This window comes from Asaia sp. W19 (genome assembly GCF_003994335.1).
Taxonomy (GTDB): Bacteria; Pseudomonadota; Alphaproteobacteria; order Acetobacterales; family Acetobacteraceae; genus Asaia.
Genome location: NZ_PNQZ01000074.1, coordinates 1 through 25486 on the forward strand (window position 1 = coordinate 1; position 25486 = coordinate 25486).

Annotated in this window: 21 protein-coding genes and 1 tRNA gene; 11 read left to right on the forward strand and 11 right to left on the reverse strand. The window is 61.2% G+C overall.

Annotated elements, in window-relative coordinates; all coding sequences use genetic code 11:
* Positions 1–269: 269 nt before the first annotated feature.
* Positions 270–1250: an aldo/keto reductase gene (locus C0V97_RS15635; protein WP_127103492.1), complete on the forward strand. Its 981-nt coding sequence runs from the start codon at positions 270–272 to the stop codon at positions 1248–1250.
* A gap of 144 nt (positions 1251–1394) precedes the next feature.
* On the opposite strand, the gene hemC is transcribed toward C0V97_RS15635, so the two are convergent.
* Positions 1395–2447, reverse strand: a complete 1053-nt coding sequence (hemC, locus tag C0V97_RS15640; RefSeq protein ID WP_127103493.1) for a hydroxymethylbilane synthase — start codon at positions 2445–2447, stop codon at positions 1395–1397.
* Between the two features lie 293 nt (positions 2448–2740).
* Between hemC and C0V97_RS15645 the strand changes: the two genes are divergently transcribed.
* Positions 2741–4915: a TonB-dependent receptor gene (locus C0V97_RS15645; RefSeq protein WP_127103494.1), complete on the forward strand. Its 2175-nt coding sequence runs from the start codon at positions 2741–2743 to the stop codon at positions 4913–4915.
* A gap of 67 nt (positions 4916–4982) precedes the next feature.
* On the opposite strand, the gene C0V97_RS15650 is transcribed toward C0V97_RS15645, so the two are convergent.
* Entirely contained in the window at positions 4983–5726 is a 744-nt protein-coding gene (locus C0V97_RS15650) for a GntR family transcriptional regulator (RefSeq protein ID WP_127103495.1), read from the reverse strand.
* A 209-nt stretch (positions 5727–5935) separates the two neighbouring features.
* Between C0V97_RS15650 and C0V97_RS15655 the strand changes: the two genes are divergently transcribed.
* From C0V97_RS15655 to C0V97_RS15665, 3 genes are read left to right on the forward strand one after another with little or no spacing between them, the layout of a single operon-like run.
* Positions 5936–8314 carry a TonB-dependent receptor gene (locus C0V97_RS15655; RefSeq protein WP_233582218.1) on the forward strand — a complete coding sequence of 793 codons (2379 nt, stop codon included), beginning with the start codon at positions 5936–5938 and terminating at the stop codon, positions 8312–8314.
* A 55-nt stretch (positions 8315–8369) separates the two neighbouring features.
* Positions 8370–9659: a cation:dicarboxylate symporter family transporter gene (locus tag C0V97_RS15660; protein WP_233582219.1), complete on the forward strand. Its 1290-nt coding sequence runs from the start codon at positions 8370–8372 to the stop codon at positions 9657–9659.
* Between the two features lie 12 nt (positions 9660–9671).
* Positions 9672–10706 (forward strand): Ldh family oxidoreductase, encoded by a 1035-nt coding sequence (locus tag C0V97_RS15665; protein ID WP_127103496.1) that lies wholly within the window; start codon positions 9672–9674, stop codon positions 10704–10706.
* 62 nt (positions 10707–10768) lie between these two features.
* Here C0V97_RS15665 and C0V97_RS15670 read toward each other — a convergent pair whose 3' ends face one another.
* The 5 genes from C0V97_RS15670 to C0V97_RS15690 all read right to left on the reverse strand — a co-directional run bounded on the left by C0V97_RS15670 (position 10769) and on the right by C0V97_RS15690 (position 14428).
* Complete coding sequence (locus tag C0V97_RS15670; RefSeq protein ID WP_127103497.1) at positions 10769–11140, reverse strand: hypothetical protein; 372 nt, start codon at positions 11138–11140, stop codon at positions 10769–10771.
* 77 nt (positions 11141–11217) lie between these two features.
* Positions 11218–11415, reverse strand: coding sequence for a Hint domain-containing protein (locus C0V97_RS15675; protein ID WP_158625450.1), 198 nt, complete (start codon positions 11413–11415; stop codon positions 11218–11220).
* Between the two features lie 470 nt (positions 11416–11885).
* Positions 11886–12737: a hypothetical protein gene (locus C0V97_RS15680; protein WP_127103499.1), complete on the reverse strand. Its 852-nt coding sequence runs from the start codon at positions 12735–12737 to the stop codon at positions 11886–11888.
* Positions 12734–13741 (reverse strand): ferritin-like domain-containing protein, encoded by a 1008-nt coding sequence (locus C0V97_RS15685; RefSeq protein WP_127103500.1) that lies wholly within the window; start codon positions 13739–13741, stop codon positions 12734–12736. The genes C0V97_RS15680 and C0V97_RS15685 overlap by 4 nt, the downstream gene beginning before the upstream one ends.
* Positions 13742–13759: 18 nt before the next feature.
* Complete coding sequence (locus C0V97_RS15690; protein ID WP_127103501.1) at positions 13760–14428, reverse strand: ATP-dependent Clp protease proteolytic subunit; 669 nt, start codon at positions 14426–14428, stop codon at positions 13760–13762.
* A gap of 183 nt (positions 14429–14611) precedes the next feature.
* On the opposite strand from C0V97_RS15690, the gene C0V97_RS15695 reads away from it, so the two are divergent.
* The 6 genes from C0V97_RS15695 to C0V97_RS15720 all read left to right on the forward strand — a co-directional run bounded on the left by C0V97_RS15695 (position 14612) and on the right by C0V97_RS15720 (position 21331).
* Positions 14612–15685 (forward strand): hypothetical protein, encoded by a 1074-nt coding sequence (locus C0V97_RS15695; protein ID WP_127103502.1) that lies wholly within the window; start codon positions 14612–14614, stop codon positions 15683–15685.
* 99 nt (positions 15686–15784) lie between these two features.
* Positions 15785–16990: an LL-diaminopimelate aminotransferase gene (locus C0V97_RS15700; RefSeq protein ID WP_127103503.1), complete on the forward strand. Its 1206-nt coding sequence runs from the start codon at positions 15785–15787 to the stop codon at positions 16988–16990.
* Positions 16987–18300, forward strand: a complete 1314-nt coding sequence (locus C0V97_RS15705; protein WP_127103504.1) for a homoserine dehydrogenase — start codon at positions 16987–16989, stop codon at positions 18298–18300. Before C0V97_RS15700 ends, C0V97_RS15705 begins: the two co-directional genes overlap by 4 nt.
* Before the next feature lie 84 nt (positions 18301–18384).
* Complete coding sequence (glpX, locus tag C0V97_RS15710) at positions 18385–19377, forward strand: class II fructose-bisphosphatase (protein ID WP_127103505.1); 993 nt, start codon at positions 18385–18387, stop codon at positions 19375–19377.
* A 21-nt stretch (positions 19378–19398) separates the two neighbouring features.
* Positions 19399–21207, forward strand: a complete 1809-nt coding sequence (recJ, locus tag C0V97_RS15715; protein ID WP_127103506.1) for a single-stranded-DNA-specific exonuclease RecJ — start codon at positions 19399–19401, stop codon at positions 21205–21207.
* 48 nt (positions 21208–21255) lie between these two features.
* Positions 21256–21331: transfer RNA gene (locus tag C0V97_RS15720), tRNA-Glu, on the forward strand.
* A 754-nt stretch (positions 21332–22085) separates the two neighbouring features.
* Here the strand turns inward: C0V97_RS15720 and C0V97_RS15725 are convergent.
* From C0V97_RS15725 to C0V97_RS15740, 4 genes are all read right to left on the reverse strand, one after another.
* Positions 22086–23201: a metallophosphoesterase gene (locus tag C0V97_RS15725; protein WP_127103507.1), complete on the reverse strand. Its 1116-nt coding sequence runs from the start codon at positions 23199–23201 to the stop codon at positions 22086–22088.
* A 74-nt stretch (positions 23202–23275) separates the two neighbouring features.
* Positions 23276–23587, reverse strand: a complete 312-nt coding sequence (locus C0V97_RS15730) for a DoxX family protein (RefSeq protein WP_158625451.1) — start codon at positions 23585–23587, stop codon at positions 23276–23278.
* Positions 23580–24473, reverse strand: a complete 894-nt coding sequence (locus C0V97_RS15735) for an NAD-dependent epimerase/dehydratase family protein (protein WP_127103509.1) — start codon at positions 24471–24473, stop codon at positions 23580–23582. Before C0V97_RS15735 ends, C0V97_RS15730 begins: the two co-directional genes overlap by 8 nt.
* A 102-nt stretch (positions 24474–24575) precedes the next feature.
* Complete coding sequence (locus tag C0V97_RS15740; RefSeq protein ID WP_127103510.1) at positions 24576–25484, reverse strand: LysR family transcriptional regulator; 909 nt, start codon at positions 25482–25484, stop codon at positions 24576–24578.
* Positions 25485–25486 lie beyond the last annotated feature (2 nt).

Sequence of the window (25486 nt, forward strand, 5' to 3'; positions counted from 1 at the left end):
ATGGTTTCTGCACGGTCATTACTGTTGGAATTGTCCTAGGAACTCTCGGCTTATTACTCCAACCGTTTGTCTCTATATCTCTGACAGGCACTACCGCGCTTTTCTCCCCGGCATGCCCGCTTCCGGCTTCCTGGGTTTCATGCTTCAAAACGATAGATCCATGCTGCTTTATGCCCCTAATCGGCAGGAACGCGCCGTGCCATGCAGGAAACGGGGGCGCCGGGACATTCCGGTCCTGACAGGCGCTTCAGTTATCTCGGGAGGCAGTCATGCAGTATCGCCCTCTAGGCCGAAGCGGCCTGAAAATCAGCCAGATCATCCTGGGTACGATGAATTTCGGGTATCTCACTGACGAAGCAGAATCCTTTTCGATCATGGACCGAGCCCTCGAAGAGGGGATCACCATGATCGACACCGCCGATGTCTATGGGGGGCCGCAAAAACCCGACATGGAGAAAGGATACGGCCTTTCCGAAGAAATTATCGGCCGATGGCTCGCACAAGGGGGGCGGCGCGATCAGATCGTGCTTGCGACAAAGCTCTATCAACCCATGGGATATGGCCCCAATGACCGGCATCTGTCCGCCTATCATATCAGGCGGGCCTGCGACGCGAGCCTGAAGCGCCTGAAGACAGACCATATCGACCTGTACCAGATGCATCATATCGACCGGTCGACTCCCTGGGAGGAAATCTGGCAGGCCATGGATGTCCTGATCCAGCAAGGGAAGATCAGCTATGTCGGCAGCAGCAATTTCGCAGGCTGGCATCTCGCAACAGCGCAGGGTTTCGCCGCGCAGGGCCGCAGGCTTGGTCTCGTTTCCGAGCAGAGCCTTTATAATCTCACCAACCGTGCCATCGAGAGCGAGGTCCTGCCTGCTGCCCGTTATCATGGCATAGGGGTCATTCCCTGGAGCCCGCTCGCGGGAGGACTGCTCGGGGGCATCCTGAACCATCCTGCCGGCGGAAGGCGGGCGGCCCTGGTAAACCAGAATGAAGGCCTCAGATCGCACATCGAGTCCTATGAATCCCTCTGTCACAGCCTGGGCGAAGACCCGGCGGCCATTGCCCTTGCCTGGCTGCTGCACCAGCCCGGTGTCACCGCGCCGATCGTCGGTCCGCGCCTGGCGGAGCAGCTCACCCTCCAGCTTCACGCCACGACGATCGCTCTGGATAAAGAAATCCTTGCCCGTCTGGACAAGATCTGGCCGGGGCCGCGGGGCGAGGCACCCGAAGCCTATGCGTGGTAAGAACCTTTTGGGACGCTGAGACGGGTTTCATGCGCACGGCGCATCCCATCGCCCGTCTCCGTGATGGGAGCGGCCGGCTTCGCAGCGACCAACTTCCGGATACGATCCGAATGGAGGCAGGGCCTGCCTCCTGTCGCGTTGTCCCTACCAGCCGGGCTGCCCGATCAGGCGGTCAAATATCTCCCGGGGAGTATCGCGACGCATGATCGCGGCGAGTTCGGCCCCCATAGCGGAAGCTTCTTCAGGAGAAGCCGTGAGAGATCGGCGCAGCACAAAACTGCCATCCTCAGAGGCGATCAGGCCATGCAAGGTAAGACGGCCTTCTCCCACCGAGGCATATCCCCCGATCGGCGTACGGCAAGAGCCATCCAACCCTTCGAGCAAGGCGCGCTCGGCCATGGCGGCGTGACGCGTCATGCGATCCTCGAGCGCAGGCATGAGCGCCAGCAACCCGTCATCCTTACGGCGCAGGGTGATACCGATGATTCCTTGGCCACAAGCAGGCAGCATCGCCTCAGGCTCGAATACCACATCCGCCCGATCCCCCAGCCCGAGGCGGTTGAGGCCTGCCAGAGCGAGAAATGTCGCGTCGCATTCTCCCGCCTCCAGCTTGCGCAGCCGTGTCTGCACATTGCCTCGAATCAGGCGAAATCGCAGATCAGGCCGGCGCGCCAGAAGCTGCGCCTGACGTCGTATCGAAGCGCACCCGATGATCGCGCCCTTACGGAGTGCCGAGAGCGGATCGCCCCCGGGACACAGGCCGTCACGGTCACGCAGGACCAGCGCGTCGCGCGGGTCCTCGCGGCGCAACGTGCAGCCCAATAGGAGATCATCCGGCAGGAAGGTTTCCAGATCCTTGAGACTGTGCACGGCAAAATCGATCCTACCTGCGCGCAATGCCTCATGAATTTCCTTGGAAAAAAGACCTTTCCCACCAATCTCCGCCAGACGACGGCTTTGGTCGCGATCGCCGCGCGTCGAGATTTCCTGCGCCTTGATCGATCCGAAAATTTCGAGAAACGGATAAGCCTGCCCGAGCTGCGCCATGAAGCTGCGGGTCTGGACCAGCGCCAGTGGCGACCCTCGCGTACCGACACGCAGGTCACGCCCGAAAACCGGATGGGTGAACAGCGCCGAAGGCAAGGTGGCGGCGACGTGCGGATTGAGCTTCAGGGCGAGTGCAGGCGAGATCGTCATAGGCACAGGGCATAGCTGCGTCTGGAAAACGGTAATAACTGATTGTTCCGCGATCAGTGATCGAGGAAGCCTATCAAAGCGGTATAGCTCTCTCCTTTACTGGGCAAACACACTTCGCGAGCAGGGAGACCTTACGCAAAGGGCGGGTGAAACCGCAAAGGTTCTTGCCCCGCTCGCCGCTGTGCCTTCGGCGCAACAAGGAAATACTGGCTCTGTTTGCTGTCTTTCCAGCCATATCATTTCTGTTTAGTGATAATGAGAATCATTATCATATACTCCTCTGGAAATCTTTGATGACCCTCCCCCTCGAGACGGCCCTGACGCGCCTGCGCCCCCCTTCCCTCACACGCGCCATACGCCTCGCCACGGTGGCCGGGGTCTTCGCCATACCGGCCCCGGCACATGCGACGGACGGTATCGTCTTCGGCGCCTCGGACATTCGCACGCGGCCCACAGACAAATCCCCTGCACGCACGCCATCCACTACCCGACCTGTCCCCAAGGGAGAGAGACCAACGCCGCGAGAGGCGCAGAGCGCTCATCCGGGCGAGACGATCATCGTCGTCGGCGACAAGCTGGACCGGTTGCAGAACACGAATAGCGCAGTGACGATCCTGCGCCATCTGGACGCAAGCGAGTATCGCTCGCTCTACGATGTGGTAAACCGTGTGCCGAACATGATCGGCAATGCCGCCGACATCCCGACCATTCGCGGTGTGACCGGATCCGGTGCCGCTGGCGGGATTTTCAGCCTGATGTCAGGGAGTCGGCCCCGTACGGCCACCATCATCGATGGCTTGCCCGAGACCTATTCGGGGCAACGCTATGTGGATGCTGGCACGTGGGACATGGAGCAGGTGAGCGTTCTGCGCGGACCGCAGGCCACCACGCAGGGGAGAAACGCGATCGGCGGGGCGATCACCCTCAGCTCCAAGGCGCCGACACAATTCTGGCAGGCGGCGCTTCGCGGTGGCTATGAGAGCGCCGGCAGCAAAGGCGTATTCGGCGGGATGGTTTCAGGCCCGATCCTGAAGGATGAGCTGGCGTTTCGCCTGACGACCGACGGGATGAGAGGCAACAGCTATATTCATTATCCGGGCAAGGCCTGGCCCTTCGACCCAAGAGAGGTCAATCAGACATCTGTACGGGGCAAACTGCTCTGGACGCCGAAACTCATCCCGGCGCTCAAGGTCACGCTTCAAGGCTGGCATCGCGAGCAGCACGGAGAATATCTCTACATGGCAACGGGGCCTGACCTCTCCCGCCTGCGCTTCGACAACCCCGACATGAACACCCGTGTGTCCCGCTCCAGCATCGATCAGGCCAGCCTGCGGGCGAGCTATCGCCTCAATGCTGCGCTGAGCAATGAGCTGACCTATGGCCATGTCTGGTACGATGCGCTTTTCCGCCAGGGCAATGCGCTGGGGAGCATCAACAGCCTCGGCCACCTTGCCTTGAAAGAACAGAACAATACGGTTGAGGACCGTCTCGTCTTCGCTCCGGCCAGCAACTGGCTGAACGGCGTGGCCGGATTCTACTTCTTCAACCGCGACCAGAACATCCGCTCGGATATGGGGGTGAACGGACCGGACGCGGAGACAACCTATGCCGGATATCTGGATGGCACGCTGCACCTGATCGGAGGGCTGAGCCTGATTGCCGGAGCCCGCGTCGAACACGAGGCACAGACGCGCAATGTAGCCCTGTCATGGGGCAAGGTCGCGCTGAATAGCAATACCACCATGTTTCTGCCAAAGGGCGGATTGAGCTACCGCTTCACTCCCGTCACAAGTGCGAGCTTCACCGTGCGTCGGGGCTATAACCCCGGCGGTGGCGCGATCGACTGGGATAACGGCACCTATTATCAATATGGTCAGGAGACGGTCACCACCTATGAGCTGGGCGGGCATACCGAGCTTCTCGACCGGAAACTGAGCCTCAACACGAATCTCTTTTACAATGACTTCCACGATTATCAGGACCTGCTGAATTACACCTTCGTGAACATTCCCCACGGCCGCAGTATCGGCCTTGAGCTTGAGGCGATTTATCACCTGACACGCTCGCTGCATCTCTCCGGCGGATTGGGGCTGCTGGACACGAAGATCCTTGACGCCCCTGCGGCCTATCGCTCCGTGGTTGGAAAAAAATTCAGCAATGCGCCCTCAGCCACATTGAATATCGGGGTCGAAAAAACCTTTCATAACGGGCTTTTTCTCGGGGCAAATTATAACCGTGTCGGGAGCTATACGTCGCAGGTCGAGAGCGGCACGGGTCTCATCGCCGGAAACTACAACGTGCTCAATGCCCATATCGGCTATCGCACCCGTCACTATACCATCCGGTTCTACACGAAGAACCTGACGAACGAGACGATCCTGTTCAGCGGGCGTACCAACTGGGCAGGGCTTCAGGCGCAGATGGGGCAGCCTCGTGCGTTCGGCTTTACTGTGGACGGCAATCTCTGAAGCTGCACATCGTCCAAGCCCTGAAGGACGCTGGGAGCGCGCGTGATCGCAAACCGGGATTCGTCTCTCAATCCCGGGATTCGGCAAAGGCCTCATGCAAACGGTCGTGCCGGTTACTGCGGGCGCGGTTGCGCAGCGCCTTCTCGAGATGGATCAGATGATCGCGCGTGATCCTCAGAGCCTCGTCCCGGTCCCCTCTTTCCATGGCCTCGATCAGCGCGGCATGGTCCTGGCAGGAATGCTGAGCATCCTCGTCCGATTGGTAAAGCGCGGCAATCAGAACGGTCCGAGCCGTCAGATTCTCGAGTATCGTTGCGATAACGGAATTGCCGAGCACATCGGCAATGTGCACATGAAAATGCCCGAGCAGGTAGGAGCGCCGGGCCAGATCCTGGCCTGCAAGTGCGCTCTCCTGAGCGTGCAAATGGCTGCGCAACCGGGCGATGGCCTCTGCTCCGACAAGACCATGATCCAGGATCAAACCGGATTCGACGGCACGCCGCGCCTCGATCACCTCGCGTGCTTCCGCCACGCTGGGCTCGATGACGAACCACCCGCGTCTTGGCGTCACATCCACCAGCCCGCGTGAACTGAGTCGGATCATCGCCTCGCGCACCATGGTGCGCGATACGCCGAAAATCTCGCCCACTTCCTTCTCGCCGAAACGCTCACCGGGAGCGATACGTCCCGAAAGCACGGCGCGGATGATCTTCTCCTCGATGACGAGCCCGCTGGCGCGCTCGGGCTCGCTCTTGTCGTAGGGCCGGTCTTTGGAGGGCCTGTCGCTGGACGGCCTGTTTTCGTAGGGCATGCTGAATCTATGCCCGTCTCCTTCTGCTTCGGCAAGCGTCGGGACAAGCGTCGAGCGTGACGAAATACGACCTGTACCCTGCCGCATTCGGGAATCGGCGGAACCCTTCATTCCGATGTTGAATTGATCCGATTTGTATTCTAATTAGTATACAAGATGATCCCCGGAATGCCGCGTCGCCCTCGCTCAAAGACGCCACGGAGCCCAGAATGCCTCACCCCCTAACGTCGCGCCTTGCCCGCCCCTTCTCCTGTCGCGCCGCCTTACTGGTCACGACAATGGCGGTATGGCCCATTTCAGACGGCGTTTCCGCCCTCGCAGCACCGATGCCGGTCGCCCAGCAGGGCATGTCAGGGAGCGACGCTTCAGGCCATAAGGGCATGACACGCACAAAGACGGGCAAGAACGCCTCACGCCATCGCGCCTCATCCCGGGAGGGCAGCAGCGAAACCGTCCATGTTTCGGCACGGCGCGGGGTAACCAGCGCAGGGCAGCATGACGCCCATTCGGAGACCGTTCTTTCCCGCCAGGAATTGCAGAACCGGAACGTTCGGCAACTGACCGATATCGTGCGTGTAGCGCCCAACCTGACCATTCAGCCCAGCTTCGGCAGTGCCGCGCTCAATTTTGCGCTGCGCGGTGTCGGGCTGATGGATTTCACCCAGAACAACACGCCCTCGGTCATGCCTTATGTCGATGGCATCGCCTACCCGGTCAGCATCATGACCACGGGTATCCTGTTCGATATGGATGACGTTTCCGTTGCCCCCGGCGCTTCGGGCTTCACCCACGGTCAGCCTACAACAGGCGGTGAGATCAATTTCCATACCGGCGACCCGACCCAGCAATTCCATGCCGGGCTGACAGAGGATATTGCCAGCTACGGACGTAATCGCGTGGAAGGTTTCGTTTCAGGACCGCTATCAAAGAGCGTGTCGTATCGCATCGCCGGTCAGTCGCTCACAGGCGGCGGGTTCCAGCACAATGCGCAGGGGAGCGGCTACGGCAACAGCAATATCGGCGCGCTGCGCGGCAAGCTGCGCTGGACGATCGACGAGACCTCACGCCTCGATATTGGTGGACACTGGACGACCGACCAGTCGGAGTCATCCTCCGGGCATAATCTCTATAATTCCTACGGCGTCCCCATCACAGGCGACATCTACCAGACGGCCTGGGGGCTCGACCCGCGCTTTGCAAAGATCATCGGCATTGATCCGAACAATTCAAAGCCACGCGAGGATAATCTCTTCTGGGGCGCCAATGCCCGTTACACCAAGGAATTTACCTGGGCGCGTCTGTGGTCACAAAGCGCCTATGAAATGGTCGACGAGCATGAGCTGACGAACCAGACCAACTCGGTCAAATCCTACGGCAACATGTTCCGCAACAACCAGACCAATGTGTTCTCGCAGGAAGTAAAGCTGGAATCGCGTGACCCCAAGGCGCGCTTCCACTGGGAAACGGGCCTGTATTACAGCCGCGCTCGTATGGCGCAAAGCTTCTGGTACGACAGCTCGGACCGCCCCGGCACGACGCCGCTGAACGAAACGGCCTATCGTCAGAATCAGCAGAACTTCAATCAATACGTGCAGCTCAGCTATCGTATCCTGCCGAAACTGACCCTGATCGGCGCGATCAATCATGATTCCGACGACCGTCAGATGCTCAATCTGACGAGCACCAACGTCAATCTGAATACCGGGCTGGCCACCTCACAAACCAATTTCGGCAATGCCGGTGCGCTAACGAACCAGTTCGGCGGTCGAGTGGGCGCGCAGTATCAGGTCACCCCCAACATCATGGGCTATGCCATTTTTTCCAAGGGGTTCAAGCCCGGCGGCTTTTCGGCCAATATCACCCAGAATGCCAACCAGCTGCGCCCGTTCAAGCCTGAATCGGTCCTCACCTATGAGGGTGGTTTCAAATCCATGCTGTTCAACCGCCGCCTGCGTTTCAATGCGGCGGGCTTCTATTATGATTATCGCGACCAGCAGATTCTCGGCAGCATTCTGGTGCCGCCCTATGGCGTTTTGGGCGGCTATGTGAACGCCCCACGCTCCTATATCTACGGTGCCGAATTCGACATGGAGGCGCATCCGTTCCATGGCCTCGTTCTGACGCAGAATTTTGGCTACCAGAATGGCGTCTACACCCAGTTCCAGAGCCTGAACCGAGGGGCAACCACGGCACAATTCGCCTCCACCGGCGTCTGGTCGCCCGTCTATACCAATTACAACGGCTATAATATGGGCCTCGCAAACCTCACGCTGTCGGGTGCAGCGGTCTATAGCTGGAACGTGTTTGCCGATTATCGCATGAGCTTCGACGTCGACTACAATTACCGTGGTGCCCAGACGCAGCCTCAGCATATCGGCGATGGCGGCATCTATCGTGCACCTGCCTATTTCCTGCTCAACTCCTTCCTGACCTTCGCCGCGCCCAGGCAGCACTGGTCGCTCACCGTCTACGGGCAGAATCTGGCCGATCGCCGCTACTGGCTCTCGGGCGGCACGCAGGCCACGTTCTATGGCGTCATACCGGGCCTGCCCCGTTTCGTTGGCGCGAAGATCAACGTAACCTACTGATCCCCCGCCCCGGCCACACCGGGGCGTTCATCTGTCGAGCTGATGGAGAGCGCGTTTGAGCACCTATGACCTGAAGAAATCCGCCCGGTATCGCCCCGGTATTTTCATTCAGGTCATCATCGCGACATTAGGCGGCATCCTGCTTGGGCTCTTCGCTCCGCATCTCGCGCATCAATGCCGCTGGATGACCGATCTGTTCCTGCGCCTCATCCTGATGATTGTGGGACCGCTGCTGTTCTGCATCGTGGTCAGCGGCATTACCGGTGCCGGGTCTCTGGGCGCAGTCGGTCGTCTGGGCAGCCGGGCGCTCATCTATTTCGAGGCCATGACCACATTTGTGCTTCTGCTTTCGGTGGGGGCGGCGCTGCTGCTCCACCCTGGGCGTGGCATGAGCTATACCCCCAGTCCCGAAGACGCCCATGCGGTCGCGAGCTATGCCGCCAACGCTCATGCACTGCACGGACAAGGCGTGACCGGCTTCATTCTCAACCTTATCCCGAGGTCGCCGGTCGCCGCCTTCGCAGAAGGGAATATTCTCCAGATCCTGTTTTTCGCCGTTCTGCTCGGATGCTGCCTGTCGCGTCTGGGCGAGGCTGGTGCGCCCATCACCCGACTGATCGAGAGCTTCTCGGCGCTGTTTTCACGCATGATGCGCGTGATCATCGCCACCGCTCCCCTGGGTGTCTTCGGTGCCGTCTCGATGACCGTTGCGGAATACGGTCTCGATGCCATTGATCATCTGGCCCTGTTTGTCATTCTGTATTTCAGCGCCATCGCCGTATTCATCGTGGTGATTCTGGGCGGGCTCCTCGCACTATGCCGGATCAACCCGGTCCATTTCGTACGCTATTTCCGCGAAGAGATCCTGATTGTCACGGCCACCACGAGCTCCGATTCCGTGCTGCCCAGTATCATGACCAAACTCGAGGCGCTTGGCATATCCCGTCAGGTCGTGGGGCTCGTCGTACCGGCCGGGTATTCTCTCAATCTCGATGCGCTCTCGATCTATCTTGGATTCGCCATCGTGTTCCTGGCGGAGGTAACCCATACCCCGCTCACCCTCACGCAGATTTTTTCGATGCTTGCCACGGCGCTCATCACCTCCAAGGGGGCCCATGGTGTTCCCGGAATCGCCATTGTGGTTCTGGCGGCGACCATGGCCGCCGCGCCCTCGATCCCGCTTTCGAGCCTTGTTCTGCTGATCGCCGTCGACTGGTTCAGTGGCATTGCGCGCGCCGTGGGCAATCTGGCGGGGAATTGCGTTGCACCGGTCGTTCTTGCAGCATGGGAGGGCGCACTTGATCGCGAACGGGCACGGCAGATGCTCGGCTCTCATAACCGCTGAAAACGGATCACCATGGACAAAGCCACTCGCTACCCGGCAGCACGCCTCGCCGAGGCCTGCCAGACCAGACTCGTCGGGGCCGGAGCCCTGCCCGACGATGCCGCCCAAACCGTGCGCGCCATGATGCATGCCTCACAGCTCGGCACAGACAGCCACGGTGTGCGCCTGATCGGCTACTACGTGGACATGCTTGAGAAAGGAGGGGTCAACAAGCGGCCCCGACGCCAGTTCAGCCATACGGCACCTGCCACTGGACGACTGGATGCCGATTTCGGCCTGGCGCATGCGGCCTCCTATGAGGCGATGGACCACGCAGTGTCCCTTGCCCGCACCTGTGGGGTCGGCGCCGTGACCGTCCATCACTCGACCCATTACGGGGCGGGTGGCGCCTATGCGCTGGCGGCAGCGGAGCAGGGGGTCGTCTCGCTTGTCCTGAGCAATTCCGACCCCGCCGTGGCCCTGGCCGGTGGGCGGGCGCCCTTTCATGGCACCAACCCCATCGCCATGGGCGCGCCCGTGCGCGACAGACGGCCCTGGCTGCTCGACATGGCCACCTCATCCATCCCGTTCAACCGGGTGAAACTTTACCGCAGCCTCGGCCTTCCCCTTCCGCCAGAAGTCGCCCTGAACGAAGAGGGACACCCGACGCTGGACGCCACTCAGGCACGGTTCCTGCAGCCTCTTGGGGGAATGGCCTATGGCCATAAGGGCGCAGCCCTGGCCGGTATGGTCACGATCCTCTCTGCCGTGCTTTCGGGCGCGGACCCCGACCCGATCATGACCTCCACCGCGGCCGCTCAGGAGGGCCACAAGCCGCAAAACGTGGGCCATATCATGGTGGCGTTCGACCCGACCCGCTTCATCGGGCAGGAGTCCTTCGAGGCCGGGATGAGGGATTATCTTGACCTCCTGCGCGCCTCGCCCGCAGCAGAACCGGGTGTGCCGGTCTGCGCGCCGGGGGACAAGGAATGGGAAGAGGCCGATCTACGCGCCGAACTGGGTATTCCAGTCGATCCGGATACGGAGCACCTGCTGGGTCTCGCCTGAGGCGAGAAAGGCCTTTCTATCGGGGCGGCATCACCACCGCCCCTTCAGGTCCGACGAATCGGTCAGACAGACATCCGGCGTCGCGGTGCTGTCACGCTTCGGGCGTTTTCGTTCGCGCCTGTGATTGCGGAAGGAACCGGCCCCGACGATGACGCAGTGGTTCCGGCATAAGGACCGATAACGGCTGCTCGGCAGCCTGTTTCGGACATCAGCCGGACCGATCCGACCGAAGCGCGAATTGTGGAGACATAGCCTGCAGGACCGACACGCGTGGGCTGAATGACGCGACCATCCTCCGTGCACAGATGCAGCTTTGGATCCTGGGAGAGGACAGGCGTTTCCATGCTGCGGCCGATACGCGTCAGGAGCGCCTCGTAATTAGGTTCGACGAAGTCACGCGATGTCTCAAGCGGCAGAGTGGACGAGCTATCCAAATGGAACCGAGGCGACAGGATTGTAAAGGGAGCATTGGCGAATTGCTCCCGATTGCCGGTATCCAGATAGCGCCCGGTCAGCGCGCCCCTGCCCAGATTGCCTCATGCTCATCGAGTTCGACATGGAAATAGCGATACTGGGTTTGAGATCTATCGAGATAGATCGACTGGTGATTGAGGAGCATGCGTGCGGGGACGTTGTGACCGAGTGCATCCTTGCAGATGCGTACCAACCAGCATTCTTCCGTTTCCGGCTGCTTCAGAGCGTCCACCATACGATGGCCAGTCCATCTGACCGGAAAATGTAAAGGTCCTGGTACAACAGTAATTGCGAAAACGTTCATCGCACCCAACGGTGATCAGTTCTGATTTTGCGACGACGCACCCTGTGCGCGATGAGAGCGAGGACACGGGACGCGACTGCACCGACCCAACCGCGCGTATCCTTACTCTTATCATTTCGATTGCTTATTGTTCCGAATGCACATTCGAAAATATGGCAGGATACCGACCGGGACCGAACAACCGGCAGGCTTCCGCCGACATCGAGCGGCCGGCCATATCTTCAGTTCCAGTAAGGGCGAAATCCCGTGCCCTCATACGGCTCTCAGGCTGGGCCTCATTCACGATGACTAAGCGGAGCCATACCGGACGGCACGGGAGCGCCCTGGAGAAGCGATTTTCTCGGCGTGGCGTGAGCAGTCGTCAGACCGCTGCTTCACGCCGAACGCGAAATGACCAACGATCAGCGCGAGAGGCCGCGCCCCTTGTCCCAGAGACGCAGCCCGCGCAGAGCCAGATCCGCGATGCCGGGCAACAGACGCGGCTGCATGAGGCCAGGGTCAAACGCGGTCATGCGGCGGGCATTCTCCCGGTAACAATCTTCCACGAATCCCCGAAAGGAAAACCCGTCCAGGAAGAGATTGGTCTGGGTAACGGCAAAGTCGCGGCCGTCATTGGGTTCCTGACCGCGGCGTACCATGCCAAGCAAACGGCTGAGCGCCCGCAGATAAAAGCGGAACGATTTCACAGAGCGCCGCGCGCGACCAAGACCGCGTCGTTTTTCGCGCCATGCCATGTAGTTGATGAAGAAGACGATATGCCGCGTTTCTTCGAACATCAGGATGTCGAAGATCTCGAACATCTTTTCGGGCAGGAATTGAGATTGACGCGCACTCTTGAACGCGCCGAATCCGAGGAAGGCGTCGAGACATTCACCAAAGCCGAAATCGATGAAGGCCTTTTCCAGATCAGCCGGAAATTTCTCGAGAGGCTGCTTCTGGGCGTCCAAGCCGTAACGCTCGATCATGACGCGGATCAGATCGGCATGACGCGCCTCTTCATACCCCTGAAGACGCACCGCCTCCTTCACCTCCGGATCGATGATCTGGGGGGTGAAGGCATCGACGATAGCCCCGGCCCGGCGTTCGGTGTGATACACCTCCTGCCAGAACGGGACAGCGCGAAGCCGGGCGAGTTCCTCATCTGTCAGTTCGGGCCATGGCAGGGTTTCGGGATCGAAAACCTGATGCGTATCGATAAACTGCTGACAGAAATAATGCTTATGGGCTTCAGACCCCGGCTCGATCACACTCATGCAGGGGCGTGCTGCTTCGTCTGTCCAAGCCGTGCACGCACCGCTCCCGAGGCCTTCTCCCACAGACGATAGGCGAACAGCCCGGTCTTGACGAGGTTCGGCGTCGTGGTGGGGCGCAGCAGGCGATGATCGTAGCCCGAGAAACGACGGTCATTTTCATCGAGGCAGAGCTGCATCAGCTCGGGCACCTTGATATCGATGTCCGTCATGTCCTTGGCGCCGGTCACAGTAAAGTTGTTGTCCTGCGTATGCTCATTGCCTTCGGAGTCGATGGAACGTGCCAGATCCATGCGCTCATAGGCGAGGAACGCCCAGACACCCAACACGCGCGCCTCGAAGACGGGGCGCTTCCACCACGGCATGGTGGCGCGATGCCAGGCCAGCCAGTTCGCGAAAAGCAGGATGTGACGACACTCTTCCTGCATCACAGGCTCGAACGTCTCGATCAGTTCCATGGGGAACAGACCGGCACGCTCGGCAAGGGCAAACAGACCGAAGGCAAAGAAGCTGTCCACACATTCCGAGAAACCGGTCACCAGATACGCCCACTCCGTGTCTTTCGGCTCGATATAGGGCGGCTCGGGGGCCATCGGGATGTTGTAGGCTTCAACAAGCTTGGAGAGCACCTCCTTGTGGCGGTTCTCCTCCCAGGCATTGCGGCGCAGGGCGTCCTTCATGTCCGGGTCGTCGATCATGTCGGCATAGGCGGCCATGCGCAGGCGCGCCTTGCCCTCGGTCTGCACCGCAATATCCCAGATCGGTAGCGAGGTGATGCGATGAAGGGTCTGCGGATCGAGCTTGGGCCACTCGATGACCGAGGGCTTGTAGGGGTTGAAGGTCTCCCTGAACATGTCGGCCACGGCGCGCTTGTGTTCTTCGGTGCCCGGCTTGAGCGGGCCAGGAATGGCGCTGCTCCAGTGACGGGCTTCGAAATCGGCCTTGGCCAGGGTCTTGTCTGACGGCGCATCCGGAAGATGGCTGTAGAGTTGTTCAAGACGTGACATGAGAGAGAGGTCCTCTTCTTATTCCTTGATGTCGCTCATTTTGCTGATGACGCGCGAGACGAGGCCATAGGCAATGGCTTCCTCTGCCGACATCCAGTGATTGCGATCCGTATCCTTGGCGATTTTCTCGTAGGACTGACCGGTTTCACGGGCAAAAAGACGATTGAGTCGCTCGCGCATCTTAATGATCTCGCGGGCTTCAATATCGATATCGGTTGCCGGACCGCGCACACCGCCCATCGGCTGATGCAACAGGAAGCGTGTGTTCGGCAGACACAGGCGGCGCTCGGGACGGCCCGCGGCAAAGATCAGGGCACCGGCGGAGGCGACCCAGCCCGTACCGATCATATTCACGGGAGCGATGGAATCCACGAAGCGGATCATGTCGTGGATGGTGTCACCGCTCTCGACATGGCCGCCCGGCGAGTTGACATACACATCGATGGGCTTGTCCGAAGCGCCTGCCAGAGCAAGAAGACGCCCGGTGACATCGCGGGCCACCTTGTCGTTGATGCCACCGAAGATCAGCACCTTGCGCTGTTCGAACAGCTTGCCTTCAATCTCGCCACCGGGGGGCTTTTCGGCCGCTTCCTTGGGCTCGGGCGCATCGGGCGCCTGGGGATCGGGCTCTTCATCATCGAGACGTGGGGCGATACGGGAGATGTCCTGGGGTGTCGTGCCACGCATGCGGGTGTTCCTATGTCCGTGCAGCCTGTTCATGCCATCTATGTTGCGCTTGATGGGCGGACCTCACAAGAGCCCCCCCGATTTTTGCGCCAGATCAAGCATCTCGCCACGACGGGCCGGAGCGGTTAGGGTGGCGCCAGCAGGATGAAACCGGACAAGAAACGCAAGGGTCGATCGAGAGACATGGTTAAAACAGGCGGGGTTAAAACAGGCTGGCCACGCACGGGTCTCGTCATGACGGGCATGGTGTCACTCGTGATGTCGCTGAGCGCCTGCGGTCACCGGGACGCCGTCGACACGGTGGATAACTGGTATCATCAGTATCAGGGCGGCGAGATTGCCAAGCAGCGTCCCCCGGCTCCCGGCGCGCATGGCACCTATCCGCGCGTCGGCCTGACCCCCATGACCAGTGTGGACCTGCCGAGCGCCCAGGCGCGGCAGGCCCTGACCGACCGGCTTACGCTCCAGCGCAATCTGAGCCAGCATCTGGCCGTGGCCGACGGCCCGCTGATTGTGGCCCCACCGCCGCCACCGCCTCAGCCCAAGCCTCGCCCGGCCAATGACGATAGTGGCTCCTCCATGAGCGTGGTTGCCCCCGGTCAGACCCCGCCCCCGGCGCAAAACGCGCCCGCCGCGGGAACACCTGCAGCAGGAACACCCGCTAAACCGGCTTCTGCCGCCCCCCCGGCTGCCACTTCGGCTGAATCAAACGCTCCGGCCTCCATGCCGGGCAAGCAGGCTCAGCCCGCGCCAAAGCAGGCGACCAAAAAGGATGCGCCCCCCGCCGCGCCGGAAGCTGGTCTGCCAGAGGTGACACGCTTCGCCCCTCCCCCCATCAAGCCGAGCGAATTGCCCCAGATTGGCGACCTGCCCCCGGTTGCGCCGAATTTTCCGGGCTTCAACATCCCGCGCGACGCCGCCCTGCCCGATATCGTCCCACCTTCGTATGACCTGACAGAGCCGCATGGCACGCTGATACGATTCAATCAGGCCTCGGATCAGATGGCCCGTGGCCAGGAAGGCGCGATCGGCAAGGCGCTGGGCGGACGCGGCCCGCATGACATCGTCTATGTGAAGGGATTTGGTGAGATCACCTCCTTCCGCCCCTCGGAACAGGTGCTCGGAATCAAGCTTGGTCTGCTGCGTGCCCGCGCTCTGGCCCAGACTCTGATCCTGCATGGCGTGGCGGCATCGGACATCCGGATCAGCGCCGGTGCTTTGGGGCGTGGCGCGAGAATTGACCGCTCGCCTTACTGAGGGCGGTTCACCCGGTCCGGAAATCAGGTTAGTGAAGATTGTCGGAGTCGCCCTGACTCCGGTAATTTTATTTCAACCCTGTGCCCCCGAGCCGAAAAAATGACCGAAGAGTTTCACCGCATCCGTCGCCTGCCGCCCTATGTCTTCGCCGAAGTGAACAAGGCCAAGGCCGCGGCCCGAGCGCATGGTGAAGACATCATCGATCTGGGCATGGGCAATCCCGACAGCCCCACACCGCCGCATATCGTCCGAAAACTGGTTGAGACCGTGGCAGACCCGCGCAGCCACCGCTATTCGGTCAGCCGGGGCATTCCCGGTTTGCGCCGCGCACTGGCGGGGTATTACGAGCGTCGCTTCGGCGTGGATCTGAATCCCGAGACCGAAGTCATCGCGACTCTGGGCTCGAAAGAGGGGCTGGCCAACCTGTCCTCAGCCATCACCAGCCCCGGTGATACGATCCTGGTGCCGAATCCGTCCTATCCCATCCATCAGTTCGGCTTCATCATCGCGGGTGCCTCGGTGCGTTCCATTCCGGCCACGCCGGATGAGGACATGCTGCGCGCGCTCGAACGCGCCGTACGCCATTCCGTACCCAAGCCAACCGCGCTGATCGTGAACTTCCCCTCCAACCCGACGGCGTTCACAGCCTCGCTGGATTTCTACAAGGAGCTGGTGGCTTTTGCCCGTCGCGAGCAGATCTGGATCCTGTCCGATCTGGCCTATTGCGAAATCTATTTCGGCGACGAGCCACCGCCGTCCATCCTGCAGGTACCAGGCGCCAAGGACATCGCGGTCGAGTTCACCTCGCTCTCAAAGACCTATTCCATGGCGGGCTGGCGCATGGGATTTGCTGCTGGCAATCCGCATCTGATCCAGGCGCTCACACGCATCAAATCCTATCTCGATTACGGGGCCTTTACCCCCATTCAGGTAGCGGCCGTTGCAGCCCTGAGCGGCCCGCAGGATTGCGTGACGGAAATCCGCGACATGTATCGCGAGCGGCGTGACGTGCTCATCCGCGGGCTTCATGCCGCAGGCTGGGACGTCCCGTCGCCGCAGGGCTCGATGTTTGCCTGGGCGCCCATCCCCGAGCGCTTTGCCGAAATGGGCAGCGTCGATTTCAGCAAGCTCCTGCTCAAGGAAGCCGGAGTGGCCGTGGCGCCAGGGCTTGGCTTTGGTGAATACGGCGAGGGCTTCGTCCGCATCGGTCTTGTCGAGAACACGCAGCGCCTGCGTCAGGCCACGCGCGCCATCAAGACCTTTCTCAACAAACACGGCGTCAAACAGGCAGAGGCAGTTTCGTGAACGGTCAAACACTTCATCTTGGTATTGCGGGTCTTGGCACGGTCGGGGCTGGCGTGGTGCGCCTTCTGCGTGAAAACGCCCAGGCCATCACCGCCCGTGCCGGACGAACCATCGAGGTGGTCGCCGTCTCGGCGCGTGATCGCACGCGCGACCGCGGAGTCGATCTGACCGGCCTGACCTGGCATGACGACGCCATCGCTCTCGCCGCCGACCCCAGGGTCGATGTGGTGCTCGAGCTGATTGGCGGCGCCGAAGGCTCGGCCCGTGCGCTCGTAGAGGCCGCGCTGAAGGCTGGAAAGCCGGTTGTCACAGCCAACAAGGCCCTGCTGGCCATTCACGGGGCCTCTCTGGCACGCCTCGCACGCGAGAACGAAACCTCGCTGCTTTTCGAAGCGTCGGTGGCGGGCGGTATCCCGGCCATCAAGCTGGTGCGTGAGGGTCTGGCCGCCGACCATCTGCTGCGCGTAGGCGGCATTCTGAACGGCACCTGCAACTACATCCTGACCGCGATGCGCGAGACGGGCCGCGATTTCGGGGATATCCTGGCGGAAGCTCAGGCACTCGGCTATGCCGAGGCCGACCCATCCACTGATGTGGATGGCTGGGACGCCGCACACAAGCTCGCCATTCTGGCCGGTCTCGCCTTCGGCCAGCCCGTGCGTTTCGATTCGCTGCATGTCGAGGGGATCCGCAATATCGCCGCCTGCGATCAGGCCTTCGCCCGCGAGATGGGCTATCGCATCAAGCTTCTCGGCAGTGCCCGTAGTGACGGTCAGGGCAAGATCGAGGCCTCGATGCGCCCGTGCATGGTCCCGCAATCCGCTCCCATCGCCAATGTGGATGGCGTGTTCAACGCCGTACTGACCGAGGGCGCCTTCAGCGGTCCGATGCTGATCGAAGGGCGTGGCGCCGGTGCCGGTCCCACCGCCAGCGCCGTCGTGGCCGATGTGATCGATCTTGCCCGTGGTACGGCCCTGCCCGTCTGGGGCATGGACCCGAAGCCCGAAATCGCCTGCGCCCCGCGTGAAAGCCTGGGCGGCCAGTATTATCTGCGCCTTTTTGTTCAGGACCGTCCGGGCGTCGTGGCCGATATCACGGCAGCCCTGCGCGACTATGGCGTGTCGCTGCGCGCGCTCTCCCAGCATGCCGCCGAGGAAGCTGTTCAGCCTGCCGGTTCACAGACGGTTGTTCCGCTTGCGCTTGTCACACATGAAACCAGCGAGGCGGCCATGCTTTCCGTCCTGACGGCCCTCGAGCCCCTGGAAACTGTCGTCGGCACACCGCTGCTCATGAAAATCGAGACTGTGTGATGTGGCAAAGGCGGCACATCCCGGCATAACAGGGCGTGTCGCAATTCCGGCTCAGCTGGATAGAGTACAGATAGGATATACCGGATGCCTTTCTCTCCTAAGTATAAAGTGACGGATCGCAACCTCGCGCTCGAACTTGTGCGCGTTACAGAGGCTGCGGCCATCTCGTCATCGGCCTGGACAGGCCGTGGGGAAAAGAACGAGGCTGACGGTGCAGCCGTTCAGGCCATGCGGGCCGCGTTCGACACGGTCGCGATCGAAGGGACGGTCGTGATCGGCGAAGGCGAGATGGATGAAGCGCCGATGCTTTATATCGGCGAGAAGGTGGGGGCTGGCGGCCCCAAGATGGATATTGCTGTCGACCCGCTGGAAGGCACCAATCTCTGCGCCAAGGACATGCCCAATGCCATGACCATGGTGGCATTGGCCGAAAGCGGCAATTTCCTCCATGCTCCCGATATCTACATGCAAAAGCTGGTGGTCGGTCCGAACCTGCCGGAAGACCTGATCGATATCGATGCCCCGATCGAGACCACGCTGCGTGACCTCGCCAAGGCCAAGGGCAAGGACATCTCCTCCATCACCATGTGCGCACTCGACCGCGAGCGCCATGAAGAGCTGATTGCCCGCGCCCGTGAAGCTGGCGCGCGCGTCATGCTGCTGACCGATGGCGACGTGGCCGCTGCCATCGCCGCCTGTATGGATGAGAGCCGCGTGGATATCTATGCAGGTTCCGGTGGCGCCCCTGAGGGTGTTCTCGCTGCCGCGGCGGTACGCTGCGTCGGGGGCCAGATGCAGGGCCGCCTGATGTTCGAGGATGAAAGCCAGGTCGAACGCGCCCGCTCGATGGACCCTGGCAAGGACCCCACCCGCAAGCTCGGCCTGCATGACATGGCCCGCGGCGATGTTCTGTTCTCCGCTACCGGCGTGACCACGGGTACACTTCTGCGCGGCGTGCGCTTCTATGGCCCCACCATTGCGCGCACCCATTCCATCGTGATGCGCTCCAAATCAGCCACGGTGCGCTTCATTGAAGGGCGCCACGATTTCTCCACCAAGACATGGGCAGGTCACTGAACCCATTCTATAAGGGAGCGCATGTCTGACGCTCCCTCGTTCCTTGTTCCGCCAGATCCGGTTCTGTCCGTTCATTCCAGCGGCAGCGGGCGTTCCTGGGTCTGGCGCGACGAGAAACTGGCGACCGGCGATGGCCGCGTGGCCCTTGCGATGGCGCAGCGCGCCGGTATTCCGGAACTTCTCGCACGCATACTGCATGGCAGGGGGGTCGATCCCTCACAGGTCGCGGCCTTTCTCGATCCGAGGCTGCGTGACTGGCTACCCGATCCGTCCTGCCTGCACAGCATGGACGAAACCGCCGCCCGCCTCGCGCAGGCGGTCCGATGCGGTGAGACCGTCGGTGTGTTCGGTGATTACGATGTGGATGGCGCCTGCGGCACCACCCTCCTGACCGAAACGCTGCGCGAACTGGGCTGTGCGGTCCATTTCCATATTCCGGACCGGCAGAAAGAGGGGTACGGCCCGAACGCGCCTGCCCTCGAGGGGCTGCGCGCCAAGGGGGCGACGCTGCTCGTCTGTGTGGATTGCGGCACAGCGGCAGTCGCCCTGCTCGACGCTCTGCGGGGGAAGGGCGATATCATCGTTCTGGATCATCACAAGCCTGACGGCGCCATTCTGCCCGGCTGCCTTGTGGTGAATCCGAACCGTCTGGATTGTGGCTCGGGGCTGGGTCATCTCTGTGCCACGAGCGTTGCTTTTCTGACCCTGGTCGCCACCTGCCGCGCCCTGCGTCTTTCCGGCTGGTTTGAAACGCATGAGGAACCGGCCCTTCTGGGCAAGCTCGATCTGGTCGCGCTCGCCACCATCTGCGATGTCATGCCGCTGCGTGATCTGAACCGCGCTTTTGTGGCCCAAGGTTTGCGCGTGATGGGGCGCGGCGAGCGCCTGGGGCTCTCCACTCTCGCCTCCGTGGCAGGAGTGAAGGAAACAGCCAGTGCCATGGCCTGCGGCTTTGGCATCGGCCCACGCATCAATGCAGGCGGGCGCATCGCCCAGGCTGAGCTGGGCGTCAAGCTCCTGCTCAGCGAGGATGCATTTGAAGCGCGCGCGCTGGCCGAGAAGCTCGATGAGATCAACAGGCAGCGCCAGACCGTCGAAGCCGATATCCTGACAGAGGCCTATCACCAGGCGGAATCCCAGCTTGAGGCAGGGCATGCCGCCCTGTTTCTGCATGGGGAGAGCTGGCATCCTGGCGTGGTGGGGATCGTGGCCAGTCGCGTGCGCGAGCGCTGTAATCGCCCCACGCTGATTGGCGCCTTGCAGGACGGCGTGATCAAGGGGTCTGCACGCTCGGTACCGGGGCTGGATATAGGCGCTGCCGTGATTGCTGCGTGCCAGTCGGGCTTGCTCCTGACAGGGGGGGGACATGCCATGGCCGCGGGGTTCTCTCTCCCTGCTGAAAAAGCCGGAGCATTTCATGCCCATCTGGATCAGGCGCTGGCCGAGGCGCGTCATCGCCCGCGCCACGACGCATTGAGCATTGACGGGGTTCTGGCCCTGCGTGGGGCGACCACGGAAATCGCGGCGCAACTCGCTAGGCTGGGACCATTCGGTGCAGGCCATGAAGAGCCGGTCATCGCGATCAGCCGAGTACGCGCCGTCAAAAGCGAACGCATCGGCCGTGACGGCAATACGCTGCGTGTGATCCTGCAGGGCGAAGATGGCGGCAGGTTGCGTGGTCTCGTGTTCCGAGCCGCTGACAAGACCTTTGCGGAATTGCTGGAAGACCGCGCCATGCCGGTGCTTCATGTGGCCGGGCAATTGCGCTGCGAGCAGTGGCAAGGTCAGGATATGCTGAGCTTTTTTATTTTGGACGCCGCCACGATTTAGGGGTTGACCCCTCCCCCCCGCTGGGATAATCAGCCGCTCACGCCTCCAGTCCCGTTCGTCTAGAGGCCTAGGACACCGCCCTTTCACGGCGGTAACACGGGTTCGAATCCCGTACGGGACACCACGGCATTTGCCGCAGTTTTCTGCGGGATGCAGCGGATTAGAAGCAAAATCCTGATTTACCATATCGTTGATTTTGAGCCATTCCTGAGTCAATCAGGGAAACATGGCTCTCTGGTATCAGGGGCTTCGCATGAGCGCATTCTGAAAAGCCCGATATCGATCTGTCGAAGAGGGGGCGGCCTTTGGAGAAGTCCGGTGCCGTAATGTGCGCTCGTCGCCATGAGCCAAGGCGATGCCACGCCACGCGCACCCGTCTCGCCGTCCAAGTGAAGCTGTCCCTGGTCACCGTCTTCGACCCGGTAACCATCAAGCATCGCGCAGTCTATGATCGGTCCGCTTGGAGTCTTCAAGCCAATCGAACCGCCATCAAACCCGCCCCTAATCATCGCTGGATACGCACAGATGTCCAGACAAACGAACACCCGTGGAATGTCGGGTCCGTGGCTGAGGCGATGCGCTGCCGCACCGATCGCTCTTCGAGTCAGGGATCATCCCGGGAGTGAATGGTGCCTCCTCGTCTTGCCCAGGGCCGCATCAACCGACCAGTTTATCAGCTGTCCACCATGAAGGCATCGTCGCTGACAGACAGGCGCAACGTCACCCTATCTGGCGTATGAACGAAGAGCGAGGCATGGCCGGGAGAGAAAAACAGTCAAAGCGCCGCCACACTGCCGATCGGGCAAGACCTGTCCGCAGCGTGGTCCTGTTGATCTCGATTGAGTCCGCCGGAAAGGCTTTTATGGCCTTGTGAAAAGTCAGGAAGCGCGCAGGGTAAATCGGGTGATCTCCGAAGGGCGGCCAAGGCGCAGGGCGAAGCCGGGCCATATGCCGGTGCCGTTGCTGACATACAGGGCCATGCTTCCGACATGATATAACCCGGAGACAAAACCCTTGTTGCCACGCGCCACGAGGGCATCCAGCCCGTAGATCATGCCACCATGAGTATGACCCGAAAGCTGCAACGCAACGCCCAGACGCGCCGCCTCTCGCGCCTCGCCGGGTTGATGGTCGAGCAGGATCACGGGCGCGGTTACCGGTCGGTTCGCCAGCGCAAGTGCGAGGTCCGGGCCGACTTCTCCATGATGGGCAGCCGAACGATCCGTCACCCCCGCCAGGACGAGTGTATCGTCCTTCCGCCTGATTATTTCGTGGCTATTGAGCAGGAATCGGAGACCCATGCGCGAGAGATGAGCGATCCACTCGGCATAATCGAAGAAATATTCGTGATTGCCGGGAATGGCCCACACACCATCCGGAGCCGTCAGGGCTGCGAGCGGGGCAACGTCATCTCGGCGCATTGCCACCGAACCATCGATAAAGTCCCCGGTGACCACAATCAGATCGGCCCCCGCTCCATTCGTCCTTGTCACCACGGCCTCCGCCCAACGTGCGGGAAAGAGGCGGGTGATATGAAGATCCGTCAGCTGAACCAGACGGTAACCCTCAAATCCGGGCGGTAATCCGGCAATATCAAGCGTGATGTCACGTATGGGGGGAACACGCAGAGCGTTGGCTACCCCCCATGCCGAGAGAAACGCCGCAAGTGCCCCCGCAACCACGCGGGACACGGTGCCGATATGAAAAGGACGCCATGTCACAAGTGCCCAGATCGCGGCGCCTCCATCCACCGCCAGTTGCAGGACGGTGACAAACATCAGGGCACCGAAACCCCAGTTGAACAGGATGACCGCCAGACGCGGCATCTCAGGCGCAAAAACCGAGCCCGAGGAAAGACGGCACCAATAGTGATAAAGCCCTACCACTACGATCAGACAGGCCGCGGCGATCCTCGCCGGGAGAGGAAGAGGCAATGGCCAGAGCCAGTTCAGGATGACAACAAGAAAAAGCGTGCTGAAAACAACTGGGCGCAAGAGAATCACATTCCGGAAATAAGTGCGTCCAGCCGCAACGTCCGATGGAGAGTTCGGTTTTCGGATTCCTACCCTCAGGACCACCCTAGAGCCAGGAGCGCCAGAAACAGGCCAAAAGCGGGCATATGGGAAAATGCGCGCCAGCGCAGCAGCGTGATCAGAACCGCCAAAAGAATCATGACCGCCAGAACCTGCCCCGCCATCTGCATTTGCGGAAAGATCATGAGCCCGACACAGACCCATTCAAGCGCTCCGGTTACGCGACACCACCATCCGGGGTAACCCCATCGCACAAACTGCGCACGCAAGGTGTCCCGACCTAGAAGATTGACCAGACCTGCACCCATCATGGCGACAATGAAGAGGTACCGCGCAGCTTCATGCATCACGGTAATTCCCCGACGTGATCGCCTCGAATTCCTGCAGGATCGTGCCCATGACCGGTCGCCAGCCGAGCTCCGCCTGGGCCTTTCCGCCGGAAATGACCTGATCGCAGGCTATCGCATCGGCAAAGCCACGCAGGCTTTGGCGGGCCTCCTCAATCGGCCAGAACGTGACCCGCCCTTGGGCTCCCCCTGCCCGGCTTGCCGCCTGAGCAATTTCCATGAGACTGACAGGCGCACCATTGACGCCGTTATAAACCGACCCGGCAGGCGCATGAGTAAGGGCCCGTGCATAAAGCCGGGCAAGATCCTCGGTATGAACGCAGCTCCAGCGATTATCACCGGTGCCTATGACGCGTGCGGCGCCCTCATTGCGGGCCTCAGCCAGCAGCATCATGGCCGTCCCACCGCCATAGCCATAAACCCAGCCCGGTCGGATGATCACTCCATGCACATCCTGTTCAGCCCTGATCTCGCGCTCCAGCGTCTCACGCCATGCCACCATCGGCAGTGGATTGCATGCCGTTTCCTCAGTAGCGGCTTTGTCTCCCGTCGCGCCGTATACCAGACAGCCACTGGTATAGATCAGCCGCTTGCCAGTTCCCCGAAGGGCATCGAGCAACGCATGGGTGGCGCGACGATCGAGATCCGCCGCTCTCTGGTCGTGGGAAGACGCCGCATGAATAACGGCATCGGCCCTTTGCGTCACAGAATGGAGCAACGCCGTGTCTGCCAAATCGCCGGCGACAATGTCGAAACCCTGTGCCCTTGCCTTCTCGGCCGCTCCTTCATTCCGTGCCAGAGCGAGGATACCATGCCCCTGTGCCTTGAGCGCGCGGGCAACCGCCCCGCCAATCAGTCCTGTTGCGCCTGTTATCATGATGTTCATGCTGTGCTTCGCCTTGCTGTTTCCTGAAGCAAGTGAAGCGGCGCGCAGAGCGGATTGGAAATGGAGAGTTCTGATAAGCCGTTATCGGCCCGCTCGATGATGTCAGAGCACCTTCGCGAGATCGACCAGTTGCGCACGCAGCCAGCGGAGCACCGCGTGATTTTCCGTGCGCCGATGCCACATCATGGAAAGCGTCCATTCCGGCAATGGCAAGGGCGGTTCGAACAGTCCCAACCCGTTTTCTCCGCCCGCAAAACGTCGTGCCACACGCGTGGAGAGGGTGGCGATGAGATCGGTTTCGGCAATCACGAAGGGTGCGACGAGGAATTGGGGCAGGCTCAGTGCAACGTGGCGCGCCAGGCCACGCTCGGCGAGCAAGCGATCGACAAGCCCGCTTCGGTCTCCCTCAGGCGACACGAGCAGATGAGGCGCGCCAATATACGCTGCAAGATCCGCCCCCTGACGGAAAGCCGGATGACCGCGGCGCGCCATACAGGAAAAACCCTCCTGCATCAGGGGGTGAGATACCAGGCGGGAAGAAGCTTCTACGGGGAAACCGATCGCCAGATCGGCCTCACCCTGATCGAGCAGGGTAATGGCCTCCTCCCGGCCGAACATGCCGTGTACGTGCAGGCTAACCCGGGGTGCCTGAGCACCCAGCCGCGCGATAAGCCCCGGCAACAGCACAAAGGCAGCATAATCGGTCATGGCAAGAGTCAGCGTAGCATCGTACTGCGCAGGCTCCTGCGTTTCCATGCCCAGCCCCTCACGCAGCAGATCGAGCGCGCGGCCTATGGGTAAGGCGAGTTCCTGAGCACGCCTCGTGGGCTGCATGGCGGCTGGGGTTCGAATGAAAAGCTCGTCGCCAAACAGATCGCGCAATCGCGTCAATGCTCCACTCATCGCGGATTGACTGAGCCCGATACGGACGCCGGCACGGGTCACATGGCGCTCGATGTAAAGCGCCTCGAAAGCCTTGAGGAGGTTCAGGTCAAGACCGCTGATATCCATAC

Coding starts and splice junctions, on each gene's coding strand:
- C0V97_RS15635 (WP_127103492.1), top strand. CDS start 270: ATGCAGTATCGCCCTCTAGGCCGAAGCGGCCTGAAAATCAGCCAGATC.
- hemC (WP_127103493.1), bottom strand. CDS start 2,447: ATGACGATCTCGCCTGCACTCGCCCTGAAGCTCAATCCGCACGTCGCC.
- C0V97_RS15645 (WP_127103494.1), top strand. CDS start 2,741: ATGACCCTCCCCCTCGAGACGGCCCTGACGCGCCTGCGCCCCCCTTCC.
- C0V97_RS15650 (WP_127103495.1), bottom strand. CDS start 5,726: ATGCCCTACGAAAACAGGCCGTCCAGCGACAGGCCCTCCAAAGACCGG.
- C0V97_RS15655 (WP_233582218.1), top strand. CDS start 5,936: ATGCCTCACCCCCTAACGTCGCGCCTTGCCCGCCCCTTCTCCTGTCGC.
- C0V97_RS15665 (WP_127103496.1), top strand. CDS start 9,672: ATGGACAAAGCCACTCGCTACCCGGCAGCACGCCTCGCCGAGGCCTGC.
- C0V97_RS15675 (WP_158625450.1), bottom strand. CDS start 11,415: ATGGTGGACGCTCTGAAGCAGCCGGAAACGGAAGAATGCTGGTTGGTA.
- C0V97_RS15680 (WP_127103499.1), bottom strand. CDS start 12,737: ATGAGTGTGATCGAGCCGGGGTCTGAAGCCCATAAGCATTATTTCTGT.
- C0V97_RS15685 (WP_127103500.1), bottom strand. CDS start 13,741: ATGTCACGTCTTGAACAACTCTACAGCCATCTTCCGGATGCGCCGTCA.
- C0V97_RS15690 (WP_127103501.1), bottom strand. CDS start 14,428: ATGCGTGGCACGACACCCCAGGACATCTCCCGTATCGCCCCACGTCTC.
- C0V97_RS15695 (WP_127103502.1), top strand. CDS start 14,612: ATGGTTAAAACAGGCGGGGTTAAAACAGGCTGGCCACGCACGGGTCTC.
- C0V97_RS15700 (WP_127103503.1), top strand. CDS start 15,785: ATGACCGAAGAGTTTCACCGCATCCGTCGCCTGCCGCCCTATGTCTTC.
- glpX (WP_127103505.1), top strand. CDS start 18,385: ATGCCTTTCTCTCCTAAGTATAAAGTGACGGATCGCAACCTCGCGCTC.
- recJ (WP_127103506.1), top strand. CDS start 19,399: ATGTCTGACGCTCCCTCGTTCCTTGTTCCGCCAGATCCGGTTCTGTCC.
- C0V97_RS15730 (WP_158625451.1), bottom strand. CDS start 23,587: ATGCATGAAGCTGCGCGGTACCTCTTCATTGTCGCCATGATGGGTGCA.
- C0V97_RS15735 (WP_127103509.1), bottom strand. CDS start 24,473: ATGAACATCATGATAACAGGCGCAACAGGACTGATTGGCGGGGCGGTT.
- C0V97_RS15740 (WP_127103510.1), bottom strand. CDS start 25,484: ATGGATATCAGCGGTCTTGACCTGAACCTCCTCAAGGCTTTCGAGGCG.